The following is a 21,398-nucleotide window of genomic DNA, read 5'->3' on the forward strand; positions in this document are numbered from 1 at the left end:
GACAGGGCACACCGGTTGACGCTCCGTCAGATCCGGTCGTACCGTCCCGGCATGCCCACACCCACAGCCTCGTACGACCTCACCGGCCGCACCGCCCTGGTCACCGGCGCCGCGAGCGGCATCGGCCGCGCCACCGCCGTCCTCCTCGCCGAAGCGGGCGCGCACGTCCACTGCGCGGACCGCGACGAGCAGGGCCTCACCGAGACGGCCGCCCTCGTCACCAAGGCCGGCGGCGCCGCCACCGCCCATCCCCTCGACGTCACCGACCGGGCGGCGCTCCGGGCGGCCGTCGCCGCGGCGGGCCCGCTCGACATCACGGCCGCCATCGCCGGAGTCATGCACACGAGCAGCGTCCTGGAGACGACCGACGAGGACCTCGACCGGGTCCTGGACGTGAATTTCAAGGGGGTGCTGCGCACCTGCCAGGAAGCCGCCCGCAGCATGATCGCGGCGGGCCGGCCCGGCTCCATCGTCACCATGGCCTCCGGGGCCGTGGACGCCGCCCAGCCCGGTCTGCTCTGCTACAGCGCCGCCAAGGCCGCCGTAGTACAGCTGACCAAGACCCTCGCCACCGAGGCCGGCCCGCACGGCATACGGGTCAACGCCGTCGCCCCCGGCTGGATCCGCACCCCGATGACCGGCCGCCACAGCCCCGGGGTCCAGGAACAGACCGAGGCGGCGATGGTCCGCATGTCCCCCCTGCGCCGGGTCGGCGAGCCCGAGGACATCGCCCAGGCGGTGCTCTACCTGGCCTCGGACGCCTCGTCGTTCATGACAGGTCAGATCCTTCGCCCGAACGGCGGAGTGTCGATGCCCTGGTGACCCCGGAACCGCCGGCAGTCCCGGCACCGTCCGCACCCCCGCCGCCGACGCCGGCACCCACCGACCGCCGCGCCTTCCGCACCGGGCCCGGCACACAGTGCACCGGCAGCAGCCCCAGCCCCCAGCCGCCCACCGCCACCGCGCCCTCCACGGCCCCGGACTCCTCGGGAACCAGCACCAGCCGCAGCACGGCCCACCACCACAGGACCCCCACCGTCAGCGCGAGGGCCGACGCCGCAGGTATGTGCAGTAACCGCCGCACGGCTACCTCCCTGGGGGTCCCCCCAGACGGAGTCTGGGGGAGGGCCGGGACCCGGACTGCCCCATCCTCCCGCACCACCCCCGGCACCGCACCCAGAACGGCTCGGAGCCCCGGCCGGTGCTCACGCACCGGCCGGGGCTCCGGCCACGCTCAAACGCTCACGTGCTCGCTCACGCGGCTACGACATTCACCGCTTCCGCAGGCGCCTTGATGGTCACCCGCTCCGGTCCACCCGTGACCGAAGCCATGGAGACCGAATTGAGCATCGGGCGGACCGGCACACTCACCGGTTCGCTTGCCGCGGCCGACTGTGCCAGCTCGGCCAGCGACAGTTCGTCACTGACTTCGCGCATCAGCTCGGACATCCGTACGTCCAACGCGTCGCAGATCGCGGAGAGCAGCTCGGAGGATGCCTCCTTCTGCCCCCGCTCCACCTCGGAGAGATAGCCGAGCGAAACTCGGGCCGACGAGGAGACTTCGCGCAGAGTACGGCCCTGGCGCTGGCGCTGCCGACGCAGCACGTCACCCAGCAGGCGACGGAGCAGAATCATCGGTGGCTCCCTCCTCTGACCGTGTAGCCGCATCCTTCACGCCCCACCGTACCGCCTCGCGCCGCGGCCGTGCGGGGAGCGATGTCGTGTTCACTCAGGGCTGCAAACATCAAATCCCCCCGTTCTGTTCCGTATCCTGCCTCCGCGCATTCTCACGGAGTTGGCCTGAGAGAAGCTCGAGCACTGTGCGTGCACTCTCCCTACGAATTTCCGCACGGGAGCCGTTCAACCTCAGCCGGACCGTTTTCCTGCTCCCCGGACCGTCCACCGCGACGAAAACGGTGCCCACCGGCTGCCCGTCCTGCGGCTGCGGACCGGCCACCCCGGTGGTCGCGATTCCCCACGAAGCGCCCATCACCCGCCGCACACCGGCCGCCATCTCGGCCGCGACCTGCGCGTTCACCGCGCCTTCGGCCGCGAGCAGTCCCGCGTCCACCCCGAGGACCCGGTGTTTGATCTCCGTGGCGTACGCCGTGACCGATCCGCGGAAGGACTGCGAGGCGCCGGGAACCGCCGTGAGCTCGGCGGCCACCATGCCACCGGTCAGCGATTCGGCGACGGCGAGCGACTGGTCACTTTCCGTGAGCAGGCGCAGCACCTCCGCGGCCGCATCGAACACACGGTCGATCGCTCCGCCCGCTCCGGCCCCGCCGGAGGCCGCCGCTCCGCCTCCGGTCACCGGAAGGATTCCCCCACGCCGTCGGTCACTGCGCGGCCCGCTCCGCCGCGATCCCCTGCCGGCGCAGCACGACCGCCTGCCGGATGTAGTCCAAACCGGTGACGACGGTCAGCACGACGGCGATCGCCATCACCCAGAAGCGCATGGTCGCCAGCGCCCCGGTCAGCGCGAGTACGTACATGCCCACGGCCGTGCCCTGGGCCAGGGTCTTCAGCTTGCCGCCGCGGCTGGCCGGAATCACTCCGTAGCGGATGACCCAGAAGCGCAGGAGCGTGATCCCGAGCTCCCGCCCGAGGATCACCCCGGTCACCCACCAGGGGAGGTCACCGAGCCAGGAGAGACAGATCAGCGCCGACCCCATGATCGCCTTGTCGGCGATGGGGTCGGCGATCTTGCCGAAGTCCGTGACCAGGTTGTACGTCCGGGCCAGGTGCCCGTCGAAGATGTCCGTGATCATGGCGACGGCGAACGCCGCCCATGCCCAGGCGCGCCAGGCCGGGTCGTAGCCGCCCTCGGCGAGCAGCAGGAAGACGAATCCCGGCACCAGGAGGAGCCGGATCATCGTCAGGATGTTGGCGATGTTCCACAGGCTGGCCTGATTGACCGCCGCGGCCCCCAGCTTCGCGCCGGGTACGGGCCGGCGATCGGTCCCGCCCGCCGCAGATGCCGGGACTCCGGTCATCCGGCCGCCTCCTCAAGATCCATGCCCAGGGGCTCCGCCACCAGGTCCACGCCCAGGGTGCCGACCACCTTGGCGGTGACGATACGCCCGGGGACCAGGCCCGTGCTGTCCGTGAAGACGACCTGGCCGTCGGTCTCGGGGGCCTGGTGGGCGGCGCGCCCGTAGGCACCCTCACCGTCCGCCTCGTCTTCAGCTCCGCCGATCGCCTCCACGGACTCGACGAGCACCTCCAGGGTCTCTCCGATCCGCTCCTCCGCGCGCTGCGAGGTGAGCTCCTCGGCGAGCCGCTGCATGTGCGCGAGCCGCTCGGCGATGGTGTCCTCGTCCAGCTTGTGGTCGTAGGTGACCGCCTCGGTGCCGTCCTCGTCCGAGTAGCCGAAGACGCCGATGGCGTCCAGGCGCGCGTGGGTGAGGAAACGCTCCAGCTCGGCGAAGTCCGACTCCTTCTCGCCGGGGAAGCCGACGATGAAGTTGGACCGCACACCGGCCTGCGGGGCCTTGCTGCGGATGGTGTCCAGCAGTTCCAGGAACCGGTCGGTGTCACCGAAGCGGCGCATGGCGCGCAGCACGTCGGGGGCCGAGTGCTGGAAGGACAGGTCGAAGTACGGCACGACCTTGGGGGTCGAGGTGAGTACGTCGATCAGGCCCGGCCGCATCTCGGCGGGCTGCAGATAGCTCACGCGCACGCGCTCGATGCCGTCCACCGCGGCCAGCTCCGGCAGCAGGCTCTCCAGCAGCCTGATGTCACCGAGGTCCTTGCCGTACGAGGTGTTGTTCTCGGAGACCAGCATGACCTCCTTGACGCCCTGCTCGGCGAGCCAGCGGGTCTCGCCCAGCACGTCGCTGGGGCGGCGGGAGATGAAGGAGCCGCGGAAGGACGGGATGGCGCAGAAGGAGCAGCGCCGGTCGCAGCCGGAGGCCAGCTTGACCGAAGCCACGGGGCTCTTGTCCAGGCGGCGGCGCAGGGGCGCGCGCGGCCCGGAGGCGGGCGCGACTCCGGTGGGCAGGTCGGCGGGGGCCTCGGCCGGCTCCTGGGCGTGGCCGGGGAGGGCCACCTCGGCGCTCTGGCGCTCCGCGGGGCTGATCGGCAGCAGCTTGCGCCGGTCGCGCGGGGTGTGGGCCTCCACGCTGCCACCGTTGAGGATGGTCTGGAGGCGGTTGGAGATGTCGGCGTAGTCGTCGAAACCGAGGACTCCGTCGGCTTCCGGCAGGGCTTCGGCGAGCTCCTTGCCGTAGCGCTCGGCCATGCAGCCGACGGCGACGACCGCCTGGGTCTTGCCGTGATCCTTGAGATCGTTGGCTTCCAGGAGGGCGTCTACGGAGTCCTTCTTGGCGGCTTCGACGAAGCCACAGGTGTTGACGACGGCTACGTCCGCGTCGGCGGCGTCCTCGACGAGCTCCCAGCCATCCGCCGCCAAGCGGCCTGCGAGCTCCTCCGAGTCCACCTCGTTACGGGCGCAGCCAAGAGTGACAAGGGCGACGGTACGGCGTTCGGGCATGGACTCAAGACTACTTCGTCCCGGCGTCGGCCCCAGCCGCCAGTCCCCGTACAGCAAGATCCCCGGGGTGCGGCGCAGCACCCCGGGGATCCGGATTTCCCTGTTCCGCCCGGGGGCGGCCTCTGCTCAGCCCGCCTGGGGCTGATCCTCAAGAGGGTCCGCCTTGGTGTATGTGAGACGTTCCACCTGACCCGGCTGGAAGTCGTCCTTGATCTCCTTGCCGTTCACGAAGAGCTTCACGGCCCCGGCGTCGCCGAGCACGAGGTCGACGGATTCCTTGTCCGTGAAGGTCTTGGACTCACCCTGCGTGAGGGTGCCGTCGAAGAGCAGCCGGCCGGTGGAGTCCTTGGCGGAGATCCAGCTCTCGCCCGTGTCGGCCGTCAGGACGACGGTGACGAGGTCCTTGGGCGCGGCGGCGATCGCACTGTCCGAGGGCTCCGGCTTGGGCGCGGCAGGGGTCTGGGGCTGCGCGGCCGGCTTGCCCCCGGTCTGCTTGGTGGCTGTGGGCTTCGGGGTGGCGGAACCTTCCGCCACCGGCCGCTTGTCCTTCTCGTCGCCGCCGCTGAAGGCGGTGAAGCCCACGAAGCCGATCACGGCGACGATGGCGGCGACCATGGCCGCGGTCCAGTTGGGCCGCTGCCGTTCGGGGCGGATGCGCTCGGCATCGAACATCGGCGCGGCGGGCGTGGGAGCCGGCCGGCCGCCGTGGGCCGCGTCGTAGCTCTCGACCAGGGGTACCGGGTCGAGGTGGACGGCGCGGGCGAGCGTACGGATGTGACCGCGGGCGTACACGTCGCCGCCGCACCGCGTGAAGTCGTCCTCTTCGATCGCGTGCACGATCGGAATGCGCACGCGGGTGATGGAACTGACCTCGTCGACGGTGAGCCCGGCGGCGATGCGGGCCTTCTTGAGGGCGGTCCCGATGGACGGGGTCTCGACGGGTCGTTCGACGATGCGGTCCTCGGACCGGTCGTCGGTCGAAGGCCGCTCTTCTTCTGGGGAGTTGGCGTTGCCGATGGACACGTGGGCGCCTTTCGAGCGTGTAGCCACCTGCTGGATGTCCAGTCTAGGGGGGTGACGAAAGGGTGGAGCAACCGGAGGGTGCACTTCATACGCCATACGAATGGCGAAGGGAGGCCCGCTCCGGCGTGGCGGACCGACGCCGTACGCGAGGTCGTGCGCGGTGCCACTACCTCCCTTCAACTGGACGTGGGCCCAAGGGAAACGGTTGCTCGCGAATTGGTTACGGATGGGCCTCGCCGCGGATGACGGCGAGCACGTCGTCCAGCTCGTCGGCCTTCAGCAGGACGTCGCGCGCCTTCGAACCCTCGCTCGGGCCGACGATCCCCCGCGATTCCATGAGGTCCATCAGCCGCCCGGCCTTGGCGAAGCCCACCCGCAGCTTGCGCTGGAGCATCGAGGTGGAGCCGAACTGGGTGGTGACCACCAGCTCCGCCGCCTGGCACAACAGGTCCAGGTCGTCGCCGATGTCTTCGTCGATCTCCTTCTTCTGCTTCTGCCCGACGGTGACGTCGTCCCGGAAGACGGGCGCCATCTGGTCCTTGCAGTGCTGGACGATCCCGGCGATCTCGTCCTCGGTGACGAAGGCCCCCTGGAGGCGGACCGGCTTGTTCGCCCCCATCGGCAGGAACAGCCCGTCACCCTTGCCGATGAGCTTCTCGGCGCCCGGCTGGTCGAGGATGACCCGGCTGTCGGCGAGCGAGGAGGTGGCGAAGGCGAGGCGCGAGGGCACGTTCGCCTTGATCAGGCCGGTGACCACGTCCACCGAGGGCCGCTGGGTGGCGAGCACCAGGTGGATGCCGGCCGCGCGGGCCAGCTGGGTGATCCGGACGATCGAGTCCTCGACGTCCCGCGGGGCCACCATCATCAGGTCGGCCAGCTCGTCGACGATCACGAGCAGGTACGGGTAGGGGCTGAGCTCCCGCTCGCTGCCCGGCGGCAGTTTGATCTTGCCGTCCCGGATGGCCTGGTTGAAGTCGTCGATGTGCCGGTAGCCGAAGGCGGCCAGGTCGTCGTAGCGCAGGTCCATCTCGCGCACGACCCACTGCAGGGCCTCGGCGGCCCGCTTGGGGTTGGTGATGATCGGCGTGATCAGGTGCGGGATGCCCTCGTACGCCGTCAGCTCCACCCGCTTGGGGTCGACGAGCACCATCCGGACGTCCTCCGGGGTCGCCCGGACCATGACGGAGGTGATCAGGCAGTTGATGCAGGAGGACTTTCCGGAACCGGTGGCGCCGGCCACGAGCACGTGCGGCATCTTGGCCAGGTTGGCCATGACGTAGCCGCCCTCGACGTCCTTGCCGAGCGCGACGAGCATCGGGTGGTCGTCCTCGGCCGCGTCCGCGAGGCGCAGGACGTCACCCAGGTTGACCATTTCGCGGTCGGTGTTCGGGATCTCGATGCCGACCGCCGACTTGCCCGGGATCGGGCTGATGATCCGCACGTCCGGCGAGGCCACGGCGTAGGCGATGTTCTTGGTCAGCGCGGTGATCCGCTCGACCTTGACCGCGGCGCCCAGCGTGACCTCGTACCGGGTGACCGTCGGCCCCCGGGTGAAACCGGTGACGTCCGCGTCGACCTTGAACTCGGTGAACACGTTGCGCAGCGAGGCCACCACCACGTCGTTGGCGGCGCTGCGGGTCTTGCCGGGCCCGCCCTTCTCCAGCAGGTCCAGCGAGGGCAGGGCGTACGTGATGTCCCCGCGCAGCTGGAGCTGCTCGGCGCGCGGCGGCAGCGCCTGGCTCTGCGGCGGGGCCTTGGTCAGGTCGGGCACCGACAGCGTCCCGGAGGCCGCGGCGGTGGTGGCGTGCGGCCGCTCGGCGGGGGCTTCGGGAGCGGTGGGGGGCTCGGGAGCGGTCGGAGTCTCGGGAGCGGCGGGTGCCGCGGTGCGCTCCCCGCGGGCGGTCGGCACGGGCGCGGTGATCTCCGCGCCCTCCCGCTCGCCGGTGATGCCGTGCGTGAGGTCGGCGACGAGCGGGGAGGGCGGCAGGCCGCCGTAGACCACCCCGTCCAGCGCGGCGGCGGCCGCCGCCGCCACGTCGACGGCGTCCATCTCCCGGTCCATGGCCGGCCGGGCGGAGCTCCTGCGCGGCCGGCGACGCCGGGCGAGCGCCTCCTCCTCGACGGCGTCCGCCGGGTCGCCGGAGCCGGCGCCCGTACGGGCCCGCCACTGCTCCGCGTCGTGCCGGTCCCGCCGCTCGGCGGCGCCGCCCTCGCTCTCCCCGTAGCCCTCGTCGTACGCGTTCGGGGCGATGATCCCGAGCCGGATGCCGAGCCGGCGCAGCCGCTGCGGGATCGCGTTGACCGGGGTCGCGGTGACCACCAGCAGCCCGAAGATCGTGAGCAGCACCAGCATGGGCACGGCCAGCGGCGCGCCCATGGTGAAGATCAGCGGCTTGGAGGCGCCCCAGCCGACGAGTCCGCCGGCGTTCTGCATCGCCGTGGTGCCCTCGTCCCGGCCGGGCGCCCCGCAGGCGATGTGGACCAGGCCCAGGACCCCGATGACGAGGGCCGAGAGCCCGATGCCGATGCGGCCGTTGGCGTCGGTCTGCTCGGGATGGCGGATGAAACGTACCGCCATGACGCCGAGCAGGATCGGCACGAGCAGATCCAGTCGTCCGAAGGCACCGGTGACCAGCATGGTCACCAGATCCCCGACCGGACCGCTCAGGTTCGACCAGGTACCGGCGGCCACGATCAGCGCGAGGGCGAGGAGCAGCAGCGCGAGGCCGTCCTTGCGGTGGGCGGGGTCGAGGTTCTTGGCCCCCTGGCCGATCCCGCGGAAGACGGCGCCGACGGCGTGCGCGCAGCCGAGCCACACGGCGCGCACCAGCCGCACCACGCCCCCCGTCGGGGAAGGCGCGGGCTTGGCCGCGGCCTTCTTCGCCGGAGCGCGCTTGGCGGCCGCGGCCTTCTTCGCCGGTGGCTTGCGCGCGGGGGCCGCCTTCTTGGCCGGCGCCGTCGTACGGCCGGTGCGGCCCTTCGCGGTGCCCGCGGTGCTCTGGGAACCCTTGCCGGACGTACTTGAGGCCATGCGCCCGAGGTTACCGGTGCGCGCGCCGGTGGACACGCGTGCCCACCCCTTCACCCGTTCGTGTCGTCGGCTCCGTAGGTGCTTTGACGCACCGCCAGAGCCGACGCCCGCGGTCAGTTCTGCGAGGGCAGGGCCGGAGCCCCTCCGGCGGTGCCGGGCTCCAGCGCGTCGAGCGCCCGCCGCAGCCCCGTGAGCTTGCGCTCCAGGTGGGCCGCGGTCGCCACCACGCCCGCGTCGGCCGAGTCCTCGCCGAGCTGCTTGGTCAGCGCCTCGGCCTGCTCCTCGACCGCCGCGAGCCGCGCGGAGAGCTCGGCCAGCAGTCCGGCCGTCTCCTTGCTGGCGTCCACGCCGTTCGAGCTGCCGCCCTCCAGCTGGAGCCGCAGCAGGGCCGCCTGCTCGCGCAGTTGGCAGTTCTTCGTGTAGAGCTCCACGAAGACCGACACCTTGGCCCGCAGCACCCACGGGTCGAACGGCTTCGAGATGTAGTCGACCGCACCCGCCGCGTAACCGCGGAACGTGTGGTGCGGACCGTGGTTGATCGCGGTGAGGAAGATGATCGGGATGTCCCGGGTCCGCTCGCGCCGCTTGATGTGCGCGGCCGTCTCGAATCCGTCCATCCCTGGCATCTGGACATCCAGCAGGATGACCGCGAAATCGTCCGTCAGCAGCGCCTTGAGCGCTTCCTCCCCCGACGACGCCCGGACCAGTGTCTGATCGAGCGCGGAGAGGATGGCCTCCAGCGCCAGCAGATTCTCCGGCCGGTCGTCGACCAGGAGGATCTTGGCCTTCTGCACCATGCCCTGTCCTCCTCGCCCCGGCATGGGGCCTCCCCGGCTCCTGGCTCCGGCATGTGCGCCGGGCCCCGCCCCAGAGGACGGCATCCTTGCGCCGTCCGTCCTTGTGCCGGTCATCGTAGCCCCAGTCCCGAGATCGCCACACCCTGTCACCAGGATGTCACTGTGCACGAAGCAGAAACGTGGTGGGAGAGCAGAAGGTTCCCCGTATACCGGGGTCCCACACCGCTCCGGCCACAGTGAGTCAGCAATTGATATGCAGCGCTCTCCCGGCGATCACTTTCCTCGCATCCACTGCTCCATCACCGAGAGAAGGTAGTCGGGGTCGACGGGCTTGGTGACATAGTCGGAAGCTCCGGAGTCGATCGCCTTCTCCCGGTCGCCCTTCATCGCCTTCGCCGTCAGCGCGATGATCGGCAGCCCCGCGAACTGCGGCATCCGCCGGATCGCCGAGGTCGTGGCGTATCCGTCCATCTCGGGCATCATGATGTCCATCAGTACGACCGTCACATCGTCGTGCTGTTCGAGGACTTCGATGCCCTCCCGCCCGTTCTCCGCGTACAGCACGGCCAGCCCGTGCTGCTCCAGCACGCTGGTGAGCGCGAAGACGTTGCGTACGTCGTCGTCCACGATGAGCACCTTCTCGCCGTGGAAGTCGTACGTCCGGGGCACCACCGGAAGTTCGTCCTCCGCGCTGCCCCAGCCGTCCTCGGCCGCCACCGCGTTCGGCTGCCCCGGCACCGCCGTACGCGGCTCCAGGTCGCTCAGCGCCTTGCGCCGCCGCCGGAACAGCGCGGCCCCGCCGCCCTGCCCCGGCCCGCCCCGCTCGGCGGCCGACAGCGCCGGCCGCGCCGCCTGGGACGGCGCCGCCGGCACGGCCGCGGGCCCGGCCGGGGCCGCCGGCAGCACCGGCCGCGCCCCGTCCAGGGACCTGCGGTACAGCTCGCCTCGGCCACCGCCGGGCGTGGGCGGCGCGTACCCCTGCGGAGGCAGCTCGCTCGGGTGCAGGGGCAGGTACAGCGTGAAGGTGGACCCGCGGCCGGGCTCGCTCGCCGCGTGGATCTCTCCGCCCAGCAGCCGGGCGATCTCCCGGCTGATGGACAGGCCCAGTCCGGTGCCGCCGTACTTGCGGCTCGTCGTCCCGTCGGCCTGCTTGAACGCCTCGAAGATCACCAGCATCTTGCTCGCCGCGATCCCGATGCCCGTGTCGGTGACGGAGAACGCGATGAGATCCGCGTCCGCCTCCCGCAGCGAACCGGCCTCCAGCAGCTGCTCGCGGATCGCCGTCGGCACATCGGCCCCGGCCGGCCGGATCACCAGCTCCACCGCCCCCGTGTCGGTGAACTTCACCGCGTTCGACAGCAGGTTGCGCAGCACCTGGAGGAGCCGCTGCTCGTCGGTGTGCAGAGTGGCCGGCAGCTCCGGCGAGACCCGCACCGAGAAGTCCAGGCCCTTCTCCGCCGTCAGCGGCCGGAAGGTGGCCTCCACGTAGTCGACGAGCTGGACCAGCGCGATCCGGGTCGGCGAGACGTCCATCTTCCCGGCCTCGACCTTCGACAGGTCGAGGATGTCGTTGATCAGCTGCAGCAGGTCCGAACCCGCGCCGTGGATGGTCTCGGCGAACTCCACCTGCTTCGGCGACAGGTTCTCGTCCGCGTTGTCGGCGAGCAGCTTGGCCAGGATCAGCAGCGAGTTGAGCGGCGTGCGCAGCTCGTGCGACATGTTCGCCAGGAACTCCGACTTGTAGCGCATCGAGACCGCGAGCTGCTCGGCACGCTCCTCCAGGACCTGCCGGGCCTCCTCGATCTCGGTGTTCTTCACCTCGATGTCCCGGTTCTGCTGGGCCAGCAGCTCGGCCTTCTCCTCCAGCTCCGCGTTGGCGGCCTGCAGGGCCTTCTGCCGGTTCTCCAGCTCGTCCGAGCGCTCGCGCAGCTGCTCGGTCATCTCCTGCGACTGCTTCAGCAGCATCTCCGTCTTGGAGTTGACGCTGATGGTGTTGACGCTCGTACCGATCATCTCGGCGATCTGGCTGAGGAAGTCCTTCTGGATCTGCGTGAACGGCGTGAAGGAGGCCAGCTCGATGACGCCGAGCACCTTCCCCTCGAAGAGCACCGGCAGCACGATCACGTGCGCCGGCGGCGCCTCGCCCAGCCCCGAGGAGATCTTCAGGTAGCCGGGCGGGGTGTTCTCGACGAGGATCGTCCGCTTCTCCTCGGCAACGGTCCCGATCAGCCCCTCCCCCGGCCGGAAGGCGATGGGCATCTGGCCGCCCGCGTACGCGTAGCTCCCGCGCATCCGCAGCTCGTACGAACCGTCCGCGCCCCCGTCCGTCCCGATCTCCGTGCTACCGCCGGTCGGCAGCGCCAGGAAGAAGGCGCCGTGCTGCGCGGAGACCACCGGGGTGAGCTCGCTCATGATCAGCGAGGCCACGTCGTCGAGCTCCCGGCGTCCCTGCATGAGGGCGGAGATCCGGGCGAGGTTGCCCTTGAGCCAGTCCTGCTCCTTGTTGGCCAAGGTGGTGTCGCGCAGGTTGACGATCATCGTGTTGATGTTGTCCTGGAGGACCTGGATCTCGCCCGCCGCGTCCACGTCGACCTTCAGGCTCAGGTCGCCGCGGGTCACCGCCGTGGCGACGGCCGCGATCGCGCGCACCTGCCGGGTGAGGTTCCCGGCCATCTCGTTCACGGACTCGGTCAGGTCCCGCCAGGTGCCGTCTACGTCCCGGACCCGGGCCTGACCGCCCAGGATGCCCTCGGTGCCCACCTCGCGGGCCACCCGCGTCACCTGGTCCGCGAACGAGGACAGCTGGTCGACCATCGTGTTGATGGTGGTCTTGAGCTCCAGGATCTCGCCCCGGGCATCGATGTCGATCTTCTTGGTCATGTCGCCCTTGGCGATGGCGGTCGTGACCATGGCGATCTGCCGCACCTGGCCGGTGAGGTTGGAGGCCATGAAATTCACCGAATCGGTGAGGTCCTTCCACGTCCCCGAGACCCCGGGCACGTGTGCCTGCCCGCCCAGGCGTCCCTCCGTACCCACCTCGCGGGCCACGCGCGTGACCTCGTCGGCGAAGGAGGACAGGGTCTTCACCATCGTGTTGACCGTGTCGGCGAGCTGCGCGACCTCGCCGCGCGCCTCGACCGTGACCTTCTTCGTCAGGTCGCCGTTGGCGACCGCCGCCGAGACCTGGGAGATGTTGCGCACCTGCGAGGTCAGGTTGTTGGCCATCAGGTTGACGTTGTCGGTCAGGTCCTTCCAGATGCCCGTGACCCCGCGCACCCGGGCCTGACCGCCCAGGATGCCCTCGGAGCCCACCTCGCGGGCCACCCGGGTCACCTGCTCCGCGAACGACGACAGCTGGTCCACCATCGTGTTGACGGTGGTGACCAGTTCGAGGATCTCGCCCTTGGCGTCGACGGTGATCTTCTTGGAGAGGTCGCCCATGGCCACGGCCGTGGTCACCTCGGCGATGTTGCGCACCTGCGACGTCAGGTTGTTCGCCATGAAGTTGACGGACTGCGTGAGGTCCTTCCAGGTGCCGGAGACACCCTTGACCTCCGCCTGACCGCCCAGGATGCCCTCGGTGCCCACCTCCCGGGCCACCCGCGTCACCTGCTCGGCGAAGTTCGAGAGCTGGTCGACCATCGTGTTGAGGGTGTTCTTCAGCTCCAGGATCTCGCCCCGGGCGTCCACGTCGATCTTCTGCGACAGGTCGCCCCGCGCCACCGCCGTGGCCACCTGCGCGATGTTGCGCACCTGCGAGGTCAGGTTCCCGGCCATGCCGTTCACCGAGTCCGTCAGGTCACGCCATACGCCGGCCACCCCGGGCACCTGCGCCTGGCCGCCGAGCCGGCCCTCCGTACCCACGTCCCGGGCCACCCGGGTCACCTGCTCCGCGAAGGCGGAGAGCTGGTCGACCATCGTGTTGATGGTGTTCTTCAGCTCCAGGATCTCGCCCCGGGCGTCCACGTCGATCTTCTGCGACAGGTCGCCCCGCGCCACCGCCGTCGTCACCTGCGCGATCTGGCGCACCTGCGAGGTCAGGTTCCCGGCCATGAAGTTGACGGAGTCGGTGAGCTCCTTCCAGGTGCCGGACACCCCCTCCACCCGGGCCTGACCGCCGAGCCGGCCCTCCGTACCCACGTCCCGCGCCATCCGCGTCACCTGGTCGGCGAAGGAGGACAGCTGGTCCACCATGGTGTTCACGGTGTTCTTCAGCTGGAGCATCTCGCCGGAGACGTCCACCGTGACCTTCTGCGACAGGTCGCCGTTGGCCACCGCCGTCGTCACCTGCGCGATGTTGCGCACCTGCCCCGTGAGGTTGCGGAAGGCGGTGTTCACCGAATCGGTGAGGTCCTTCCAGGTCCCCGCGGCACCCGGCACCTGTGCCTGGCCGCCCAGCTCACCCTCGACGCCGACCTCACGGGCCACTCGCGTCACTTCCGCACCGAAGGACTGGAGCTGGTCCACCATCGTGTTGACGGTGTTCTTCAGCTCCAGCATCTCGCCGGCCACATCGACGGTGACCTTCTGCGACAGGTCGCCGTTGGCCACCGCCGTCGTCACCGTCGCGATGTCCCGCACCTGCGTGGTGAGGTTGCGGAAGACCGTGTTCACCGAATCGGTGAGGTCCTTCCACGTCCCCGCGGCACCCGGCACCTGCGCCTGGCCGCCGAGTGTCCCCTTGGCCCCGACCTCGCTGGCCACGCGCGTGACCTCGTCCGCGAAGGTCCGCAGGGTCTCCGTCATCTGGTTGATCGTTTCGGCCAGCTGCGCCACCTCGCCGCGCGCGCTCACCCGTACCTTCTGCGACAGGTCACCGTTCGCGACCGCCGTCGTCACCTGCGCGATCCCGCGCACCTGGGCCGTCAGGTTCCCGGCCATGGTGTTGACCGAGTCGGTCAGGTCCTTCCACACACCCGCGACCCCGGGCACCTTCGCCTGGCCGCCCAGCTCGCCCTCCGTACCCACCTCGCGGGCGACGCGGGTCACCTCGGAGGAGAAGGACGACAGCTGGTCCACCATCGTGTTCACGGTGTTCTTCAGCTGGAGCATCTCGCCGGCCACGTGCACCGTGACCTTGCGCGACAGATCGCCCTTCGCGACCGCCGTCGTAACGAGAGCGATATCACGCACCTGAGCGGTGAGCCGGTACGCCATGGTGTTGACGGAGTCGGTCAGGTCCTTCCATGAACCGGACATTCCGCGCACCTGGGCCTGACCGCCGAGCTTGCCCTCGGTGCCCACCTCCAGCGCCACGCGCGTCACCTCGTCGGTGAACGCGGACAGCTGGTCGACCAGGTTGTTGACCGTGCGCCCGACCTTCAGGAACTCCCCGCGCAGCGGATGCCCCACCCCGTCGGCGGCCTGCGTCCGCAGGTCCATCCGCTGGTCCAGATCGCCCTCGGCCACCGCCGACAGCACCCGGCCCACTTCGGACACCGGCCGGGCCAGGTCGTCCACCAACTGGTTCGAGGCGTCGATCGCGGCCGCCCAGGAGCCCTCGCAGGCACCCGTTTCCAGCCGTTCGCTCAGCTTGCCCTCGCGGCCCACCATCCGCCGCACCCGGGACAGCTCACCGGTCAGGTGGAGGTTGCGGTCGGCGACCTCGTTGTAGACGGCGGCGATCTCCGCCATCACGCCCTCGCCGGACACCGTCAGCCGCTTGCGGAAGTTCCCGTCCCGCATCGACACCAGGGCCGTGAGCAGCCTGTTCAGAGCGGCGGTATCGACCTCCGTCGTGCCACTGCGCCGGGGACGTCCGCCCTTCGGGCGCGTTCCCGTACGCCGCACCGCTGCGCCAGACTCCACCGTGTCCCTCCCGAAAGGGTCGACCGCTGTTCCGCCGGGCTTCGAGTGCTGCTGCCCGGCTCTTCAAGCCTGCCCAGTGTTTCACCCTGGCCGAACCCGGCCATAACACTTCGGCACCATCGCACACCCGCCGTACCCTGCGGGTGGATTCCCGGACGACGGCACCATGCCGACCGTGAAGGTAAGTAACCTGGCAACCGATGTCCAACCGCGTCGAAGGAGATTCGTGATCACGGCACGGGCGGCTGCCAGCTTCGACCCCCTCGGGCGCTCGGTCGCCGCCGCTCGCGCGTTCGTCCGCGACACCCTGCAGGGCTGGGGTTTCGCGGACATCGTCGACGATGCGGTGGTGCTCACCAGCGAGCTCGTCACCAATGCCGTGGTCCACGCCGGAACCCGGGCCGAGGTCCTGTGCCTGCGCGCCGAGGGCGGCGTACGCGTCGAGGTCGCCGACCGGTATCCGGAGCGCGAGCTCCCGCTCCGGCACCCCGACGAGCGCCCGTACGCCGACCCCGACCGCGAGAACGGCCGCGGCCTGATGCTCTGCGCCGCCCTCGCCACCCGCTGGGGCGTCGAGTACACGGCCACGCACAAGCACGTGTGGTTCCGCCTCGACCTGCCAGACCGGCCGGTCGGTACCCGCTCCGCCGGCCCGGTCGTCCCCGACCGCATGCTCCCCCTCGCCGACAGCCGGGTCCGCGTCGCCGTGCTCCAGATCGACGCATCCGACGCCATCTCCGCCTGGAACCAGGACGCGGAGCACATCTTCGGCTACCCCGCCGAAAAAGCTCTTGGCCGCCCCCTCGCCGAGCTCGCCGCCTGGCCGCAGACCCCGGGCACCGGTACCGGCATCGCCGAGGCCCTGCGCCTGTCCCGCTGGGAGGGCAGCTACGGAGTCCGCGGCTCGGACGGCCGCGTCATCCCCGTCTACGCCTCCCACCTGCGCGTCCGGGACGCCCACGGCGAGCCGTCGATCGTCTGCCTCCTCGTCCACGACGACGAGCGCGCCCTGCTGCAGACCCCCGTACGGGTCCCGGCCACCGACAGCGGCCACTTCACCGAGCCGCGCCCCGCGGACCCCTTCGAGGTCTTCATCGGCTCCCCCGCCCCCGACGACCTCGACGGACTCCTCCAGCGCACCGTCGAACGCGCCCGCGACCTCCTCGACGCCGACGCCGCCTTCCTGCTGCTCGCCACCGACGACGAGACCGAGCTGGAGGTCCGCGCCACCACCGGCCTGCCCTCCACCCGCCAGCGCTTCGCCCGGGTCCCCGTTGAGGCCGGCACCAACCGCTACGGCTCCGCCCGCATGCCCGCCGTCCACGACGACCTCACCGCGGTCCCCGGAGCCGTCCCGCTGCTGGAGGCCACCGGCATGCGCTCCGCGGTCACCGTGCCCCTCAAGGTGGAGGGCCGGCTCACCGGCTCCCTCGGCGTCGCCGCCGAAACCCCCGGCCGGTACTCCAACGAAGAGGCGCTCCACCTCCAGTTCGCCGCCGACCGCATCGCCCTCGCCGTCGAATCGGCCCGCCTCGGCGAACTGGAACGGCTGCGCCGCGGCTCCCTCTCCTTCCTCGTCGAGGCCTCCGACCTGCTGGCCGGCACCCTCGACCGGGACCAGACCCTGGCGCTCATGGCCCAGATGACCGTCCCGACCCTCGCTACCTGGTGCGCCGTCTACACCATCGCCGACCAGTCCTCCGATCCGTACCTGTCCTACGTCCTCCACGAGGACGAGGAGCGCATCGACGGCCTCAAGGCCCTGCTGTCCCGGGTCAGCCCGCCCGAGCCGGTCCGCGAGGCCGGCGCCCGCCCGTGGTCCGAGGCGACCCTCGCGGTCGGCGGGGAGACGGTGGTCTTGCCCCTCCTGGCCCGCAACCGCGTGATCGGCATGCTCACCCTCGGCAAGCCGCGCGAGGAGCACTTCCGCCAGGAGATCCTCGAGCTCGCCGAGGACCTCTCCCGCCGGGCCGCCCTCGCCCTGGACAACGCCCGCCTCTACTCCGAGCGCACCGCGATCAGCCGCTCCCTCCAGCGCAGCCTGCTGCCGCCCGGCTCGCCCGCCATCCCCGGCATGGAGGTCGAGGTCATCTACCGCGCCGCCGGCGAGGGCAACGAGGTGGGCGGCGACTTCTACGACGTCTTCCCGATCCGCGACGGCGCGTACGGCTTCGCCATCGGCGACGTCTGCGGCACGGGTCCTGAGGCGGCCGCCGTCACCGGCCTCGCCCGGCACGCACTGCGCCTGCTGGCCCGCGAGGGCCTCGGCGGCCCGGCCGTCCTGGAACGTCTCAACGCGGCCATCCTCGACGAGGGCGCCCGCAGCCGCTTCCTCACCCTCCTCTACGGAGAGCTCCACCCCCAGCCCGACGGCGGCGCCCTCATGAAGGTCGTCTGCGCGGGCCACCCGCTCCCGCTCCGCCTGCGCCCGAACGGCCAGGTCGACGCGGCTGCGGACCCGCAGCCCCTGCTGGGCGTGATCGAGGACCTGGACCTCTACGAGCAGACCCTCACCCTCGACCCCGGCGATGTCCTGCTCTGCGTCACCGACGGCGTGACCGAGCGCCGCGAGGGAACCCGCATGCTCGGCGACGACGGCCTCGCCGAGGTCCTCACCACCTGTACGGGCCTCACCGCGGGCGCGGTCGCCTCCCGCGTCCTGCGCGCCGTGGAACGCTTCGCGGCCGAGCCGGCCTCGGACGACATGGCCATCCTGGCCTTCCGCGTCCCGGAACAGCGCACGGGCGACTAGTCCAGCGAGTCCACTAGTTCACGACGGGACCGCGGGTGGGAGGGCCGACCCAGCCGCCGTAGTCGATGTCGTTGGGCGGAACGCTCCCTGAGGACGGAGGAGCGGTGTCACCGCCGCGCGCCGCGTCCCCGACCGAACCGGACGGGGGAACGGTGTCACCGCCGCGCGCCGCGTCCCCGACCGAACCGGACGGGGGAACGGTGTAACCACCACGTCCTCCGTCCCCGTTCTTGCCCCCGTCCCCGAAATCGGTATCGCCGCCGAATCCGCCCCGGCTGATGCCCCTGAGGATCTTGTAGCCGCCGAAGGGTTCGTCCGCGTCTGCGCTGGCACGCACGGGCGCGGTGCTCGGGGCGGCGGACGCCGAGGAGCACAGGGAGACGCCGCCGGCGCCCAGAGCAATCACGATGACGAGAACGAAGCGTCGGATCCTTGCGATGGTCATGAGAGAGGTCCTTCAGCGACTCGAGAGATCGGCTGTCCACTCCATTGCGCCCCGCACGGCCTCCCGGGTCACGGCACGGAAAGTCGGGACTTGACAAGGCCGGAAACGCAAAAAGGCCCCCGCCAAATAGCGGGGGCCTTCTTTGTTGGAGCCCTTTAACGGAATCGAACCGTTGACCTTCTCCTTACCATGGAGACGCTCTACCGACTGAGCTAAAAGGGCGGGTTGTTCGGCGGCGTCCTACTCTCCCACAGGGTCCCCCCTGCAGTACCATCGGCGCTGAAAGGCTTAGCTTCCGGGTTCGGAATGTAACCGGGCGTTTCCCTAACGCTATGACCACCGAAACACTATGAAATTTGAACGCTGGCATGAACACAGCTGTTCGTTATTTCAGAACTAACACAGTGGACGCGAGCAACTGAGGACAAGCCCTCGGCCTATTAGTACCAGTCAGCTTCACCCGTTACCGGGCTTCCACATCTGGCCTATCAACCCAGTCGTCTACTGGGAGCCTTACCCTCTCAAGGAGGTGGGAATACTCATCTTGAAGCAGGCTTCCCGCTTAGATGCTTTCAGCGGTTATCCCTCCCGAACGTAGCCAACCAGCCATGCCCTTGGCAGGACAACTGGCACACCAGAGGTTCGTCCGTCCCGGTCCTCTCGTACTAGGGACAGCCCTTCTCAATATTCCTACGCGCACAGCGGATAGGGACCGAACTGTCTCACGACGTTTCTAAACCCAGCTCGCGTACCGCTTTAATGGGCGAACAGCCCAACCCTTGGGACCGACTCCAGCCCCAGGATGCGACGAGCCGACATCGAGGTGCCAAACCATCCCGTCGATATGGACTCTTGGGGAAGATCAGCCTGTTATCCCCGGGGTACCTTTTATCCGTTGAGCGACGGCGCTTCCACAAGCCACCGCCGGATCACTAGTCCCGACTTTCGTCCCTGCTCGACCCGTCGGTCTCACAGTCAAGCTCCCTTGTGCACTTACACTCAACACCTGATTGCCAACCAGGCTGAGGGAACCTTTGGGCGCCTCCGTTACCCTTTGGGAGGCAACCGCCCCAGTTAAACTACCCATCAGACACTGTCCCTGATCCGGATCACGGACCGAGGTTAGACATCCAGCACGACCAGAGTGGTATTTCAACGATGACTCCACCCCAACTGGCGTTGAGGTTTCACAGTCTCCCACCTATCCTACACAAGCCGAACCGAACACCAATATCAAACTGTAGTAAAGGTCCCGGGGTCTTTCCGTCCTGCTGCGCGAAACGAGCATCTTTACTCGTAGTGCAATTTCACCGGGCCTATGGTTGAGACAGTCGAGAAGTCGTTACGCATTCGTGCAGGTCGGAACTTACCACGGGACAAGGAATTTCGCTACCTTAGGATGGTTATAGTTACCACCGCCGTTTACTGGCGCTTAAGTTCTCAGCTTCGCACGCCCGAAAGCGCACTAACCGGTCCCCTTAACGTTCCAGCACCGGGCAGGCGTCAGTCCGTATACATCGCCTTACGGCTTCGCACGGACCTGTGTTTTTAGTAAACAGTCGCTTCTCGCTGGTCTCTGCGGCCACCCCCAGCTCACGGAGTAAATCCGATCACCAGTGATGGCCCCCCTTCTCCCGAAGTTACGGGGGCATTTTGCCGAGTTCCTTAACCATAGTTCACCCGAACGCCTCGGTATTCTCTACCTGACCACCTGAGTCGGTTTAGGGTACGGGCCGCCATGAAACTCGCTAGAGGCTTTTCTCGACAGCATAGGATCATCCACTTCACCACAATCGGCTCGGCATCAGGTCTCAGCCTTAATGAGGGACGGATTTGCCTACCCCTCGGCCTACACCCTTACCCCGGGACAACCACCGCCCGGGCTGGACTACCTTCCTGCGTCACCCCATCGCTTACCTACTACAAGTCTGGTTCGTCGGCTCCACCACTTTCCTTTCCCCGAAGGGTCCGGAACGGCTTCACGGACTTAGCATCGCCTGATTCGATATTGGGCGTTTCAAAGCGGGTACCGGAATATCAACCGGTTGTCCATCGACTACGCCTGTCGGCCTCGCCTTAGGTCCCGACTTACCCTGGGCAGATCAGCTTGACCCAGGAACCCTTAGTCAATCGGCGCACACGTTTCTCACGTGTGTATCGCTACTCATGCCTGCATTCTCACTCGTGAACCGTCCACAACTAGCTTCCGCTGCTGCTTCACCCGGCACACGACGCTCCCCTACCCATCACAGCGGGCGTTGGCCCTATTGCTGCAATGACACGACTTCGGCGGTACGCTTGAGCCCCGCTACATTGTCGGCGCGGAATCACTTGACCAGTGAGCTATTACGCACTCTTTCAAGGGTGGCTGCTTCTAAGCCAACCTCCTGGTTGTCTCTGCGACTCCACATCCTTTCCCACTTAGCGTACGCTTAGGGGCCTTAGTCGATGCTCTGGGCTGTTTCCCTCTCGACCATGGAGCTTATCCCCCACAGTCTCACTGCCGTGCTCTCACTTACCGGCATTCGGAGTTTGGCTAAGGTCAGTAACCCGGTAGGGCCCATCGCCTATCCAGTGCTCTACCTCCGGCAAGAAACACACGACGCTGCACCTAAATGCATTTCGGGGAGAACCAGCTATCACGGAGTTTGATTGGCCTTTCACCCCTAACCACAGGTCATCCCCCAGGTTTTCAACCCTGGTGGGTTCGGTCCTCCACGAAGTCTTACCTCCGCTTCAACCTGCCCATGGCTAGATCACTCCGCTTCGGGTCTAGAGCGTGCAACTCAATCGCCCTATTCGGACTCGCTTTCGCTACGGCTTCCCCACACGGGTTAACCTCGCTACACACCGCTAACTCGCAGGCTCATTCTTCAAAAGGCACGCAGTCACGACCGTTGTTCCGAAGAACAACGGCGACGCTCCCACGGCTTGTAGGCACACGGTTTCAGGTACTATTTCACTCCGCTCCCGCGGTACTTTTCACCATTCCCTCACGGTACTATCCGCTATCGGTCACCAGGGAATATTTAGGCTTAGCGGGTGGT

12 protein-coding genes, 1 tRNA gene and 2 rRNA genes (1 of these 15 cut by a window edge) are annotated in these 21,398 nt (G+C 68.8%); 2 read left to right on the plus strand and 13 right to left on the minus strand.

Annotated elements, in window-relative coordinates:
- Positions 1–51 precede the first annotated feature (51 nt).
- Entirely contained in the window at positions 52–822 is a 771-nt protein-coding gene (locus RIU97_RS11440) for an SDR family NAD(P)-dependent oxidoreductase (protein ID WP_404955850.1), read from the plus strand.
- Here RIU97_RS11440 and RIU97_RS11445 read toward each other — a convergent pair.
- From RIU97_RS11445 to RIU97_RS11485, 9 genes are all read right to left on the minus strand, one after another.
- A complete protein-coding gene (locus RIU97_RS11445) occupies positions 770–1,084 on the minus strand; it encodes a hypothetical protein (RefSeq protein ID WP_404955852.1) in 315 nt (104 codons plus the stop codon). The genes RIU97_RS11440 and RIU97_RS11445 overlap by 53 nt on opposite strands.
- A 170-nt stretch (positions 1,085–1,254) precedes the next feature.
- The gene (locus RIU97_RS11450; RefSeq protein ID WP_030012484.1) at positions 1,255–1,635 is read right to left on the minus strand and encodes a helix-turn-helix domain-containing protein; all 381 of its coding nucleotides are present in this window, start codon (positions 1,633–1,635) and stop codon (positions 1,255–1,257) included.
- A gap of 109 nt (positions 1,636–1,744) precedes the next feature.
- Positions 1,745–2,254: a CinA family protein gene (locus RIU97_RS11455; RefSeq protein ID WP_404955855.1), complete on the minus strand. Its 510-nt coding sequence runs from the start codon at positions 2,252–2,254 to the stop codon at positions 1,745–1,747.
- Positions 2,255–2,339: 85 nt separating this feature from the next.
- Positions 2,340–2,996, minus strand: coding sequence for a CDP-diacylglycerol--glycerol-3-phosphate 3-phosphatidyltransferase (gene pgsA / locus RIU97_RS11460; RefSeq protein WP_404955857.1), 657 nt, complete (start codon positions 2,994–2,996; stop codon positions 2,340–2,342).
- Positions 2,993–4,495, minus strand: a complete 1,503-nt coding sequence (gene rimO, locus RIU97_RS11465) for a 30S ribosomal protein S12 methylthiotransferase RimO (protein ID WP_404955859.1) — start codon at positions 4,493–4,495, stop codon at positions 2,993–2,995. The genes pgsA and rimO overlap by 4 nt, the downstream gene beginning before the upstream one ends.
- A 126-nt stretch (positions 4,496–4,621) precedes the next feature.
- Positions 4,622–5,518 carry a RodZ domain-containing protein gene (locus RIU97_RS11470; RefSeq protein WP_404955861.1) on the minus strand — a complete coding sequence of 299 codons (897 nt, stop codon included), beginning with the start codon at positions 5,516–5,518 and terminating at the stop codon, positions 4,622–4,624.
- A gap of 220 nt (positions 5,519–5,738) precedes the next feature.
- Positions 5,739–8,549 (minus strand): DNA translocase FtsK, encoded by a 2,811-nt coding sequence (locus RIU97_RS11475; RefSeq protein ID WP_404955863.1) that lies wholly within the window; start codon positions 8,547–8,549, stop codon positions 5,739–5,741.
- A 113-nt stretch (positions 8,550–8,662) separates the two neighbouring features.
- Complete coding sequence (locus RIU97_RS11480) at positions 8,663–9,346, minus strand: response regulator (protein WP_319729795.1); 684 nt, start codon at positions 9,344–9,346, stop codon at positions 8,663–8,665.
- 273 nt (positions 9,347–9,619) lie between these two features.
- Positions 9,620–15,154, minus strand: a complete 5,535-nt coding sequence (locus RIU97_RS11485) for a HAMP domain-containing protein (protein WP_404955866.1) — start codon at positions 15,152–15,154, stop codon at positions 9,620–9,622.
- Between the two features lie 166 nt (positions 15,155–15,320).
- Between RIU97_RS11485 and RIU97_RS11490 the strand changes: the two genes are divergently transcribed.
- Entirely contained in the window at positions 15,321–17,906 is a 2,586-nt protein-coding gene (locus RIU97_RS11490; RefSeq protein WP_404955868.1) for a SpoIIE family protein phosphatase, read from the plus strand.
- Positions 17,907–17,919: 13 nt separating this feature from the next.
- On the opposite strand, the gene RIU97_RS11495 is transcribed toward RIU97_RS11490, so the two are convergent.
- The 4 genes from RIU97_RS11495 to RIU97_RS11510 all read right to left on the minus strand — a co-directional run.
- Positions 17,920–18,351 carry a hypothetical protein gene (locus RIU97_RS11495; protein ID WP_404955870.1) on the minus strand — a complete coding sequence of 144 codons (432 nt, stop codon included), beginning with the start codon at positions 18,349–18,351 and terminating at the stop codon, positions 17,920–17,922.
- A gap of 146 nt (positions 18,352–18,497) precedes the next feature.
- Positions 18,498–18,573: transfer RNA gene (locus tag RIU97_RS11500), tRNA-Thr, on the minus strand.
- 5 nt (positions 18,574–18,578) lie between these two features.
- Positions 18,579–18,695 (minus strand): 5S ribosomal RNA (gene rrf / locus RIU97_RS11505).
- A gap of 76 nt (positions 18,696–18,771) precedes the next feature.
- A 23S ribosomal RNA gene (locus RIU97_RS11510) occupies positions 18,772–21,398 on the minus strand; it runs 499 nt beyond the window's last position.

This window comes from Streptomyces sp. 147326 (assembly GCF_045000215.1).
GTDB lineage: Bacteria > Actinomycetota > Actinomycetes > Streptomycetales > Streptomycetaceae > Streptomyces.

What these genes read in the sequence shown, in the direction of transcription:
- RIU97_RS11440 (WP_404955850.1), top strand. Translation starts at nt 52, where the DNA reads ATGCCCACACCCACAGCCTCGTACGACCTCACCGGCCGCACCGCCCTG.
- RIU97_RS11450 (WP_030012484.1), bottom strand. Translation starts at nt 1,635, where the DNA reads ATGATTCTGCTCCGTCGCCTGCTGGGTGACGTGCTGCGTCGGCAGCGC.
- pgsA (WP_404955857.1), bottom strand. Translation starts at nt 2,996, where the DNA reads ATGACCGGAGTCCCGGCATCTGCGGCGGGCGGGACCGATCGCCGGCCC.
- rimO (WP_404955859.1), bottom strand. Translation starts at nt 4,495, where the DNA reads ATGCCCGAACGCCGTACCGTCGCCCTTGTCACTCTTGGCTGCGCCCGT.
- RIU97_RS11475 (WP_404955863.1), bottom strand. Translation starts at nt 8,549, where the DNA reads ATGGCCTCAAGTACGTCCGGCAAGGGTTCCCAGAGCACCGCGGGCACC.
- RIU97_RS11480 (WP_319729795.1), bottom strand. Translation starts at nt 9,346, where the DNA reads ATGGTGCAGAAGGCCAAGATCCTCCTGGTCGACGACCGGCCGGAGAAT.
- RIU97_RS11490 (WP_404955868.1), top strand. Translation starts at nt 15,321, where the DNA reads ATGCCGACCGTGAAGGTAAGTAACCTGGCAACCGATGTCCAACCGCGT.
- RIU97_RS11495 (WP_404955870.1), bottom strand. Translation starts at nt 18,351, where the DNA reads ATGACCATCGCAAGGATCCGACGCTTCGTTCTCGTCATCGTGATTGCT.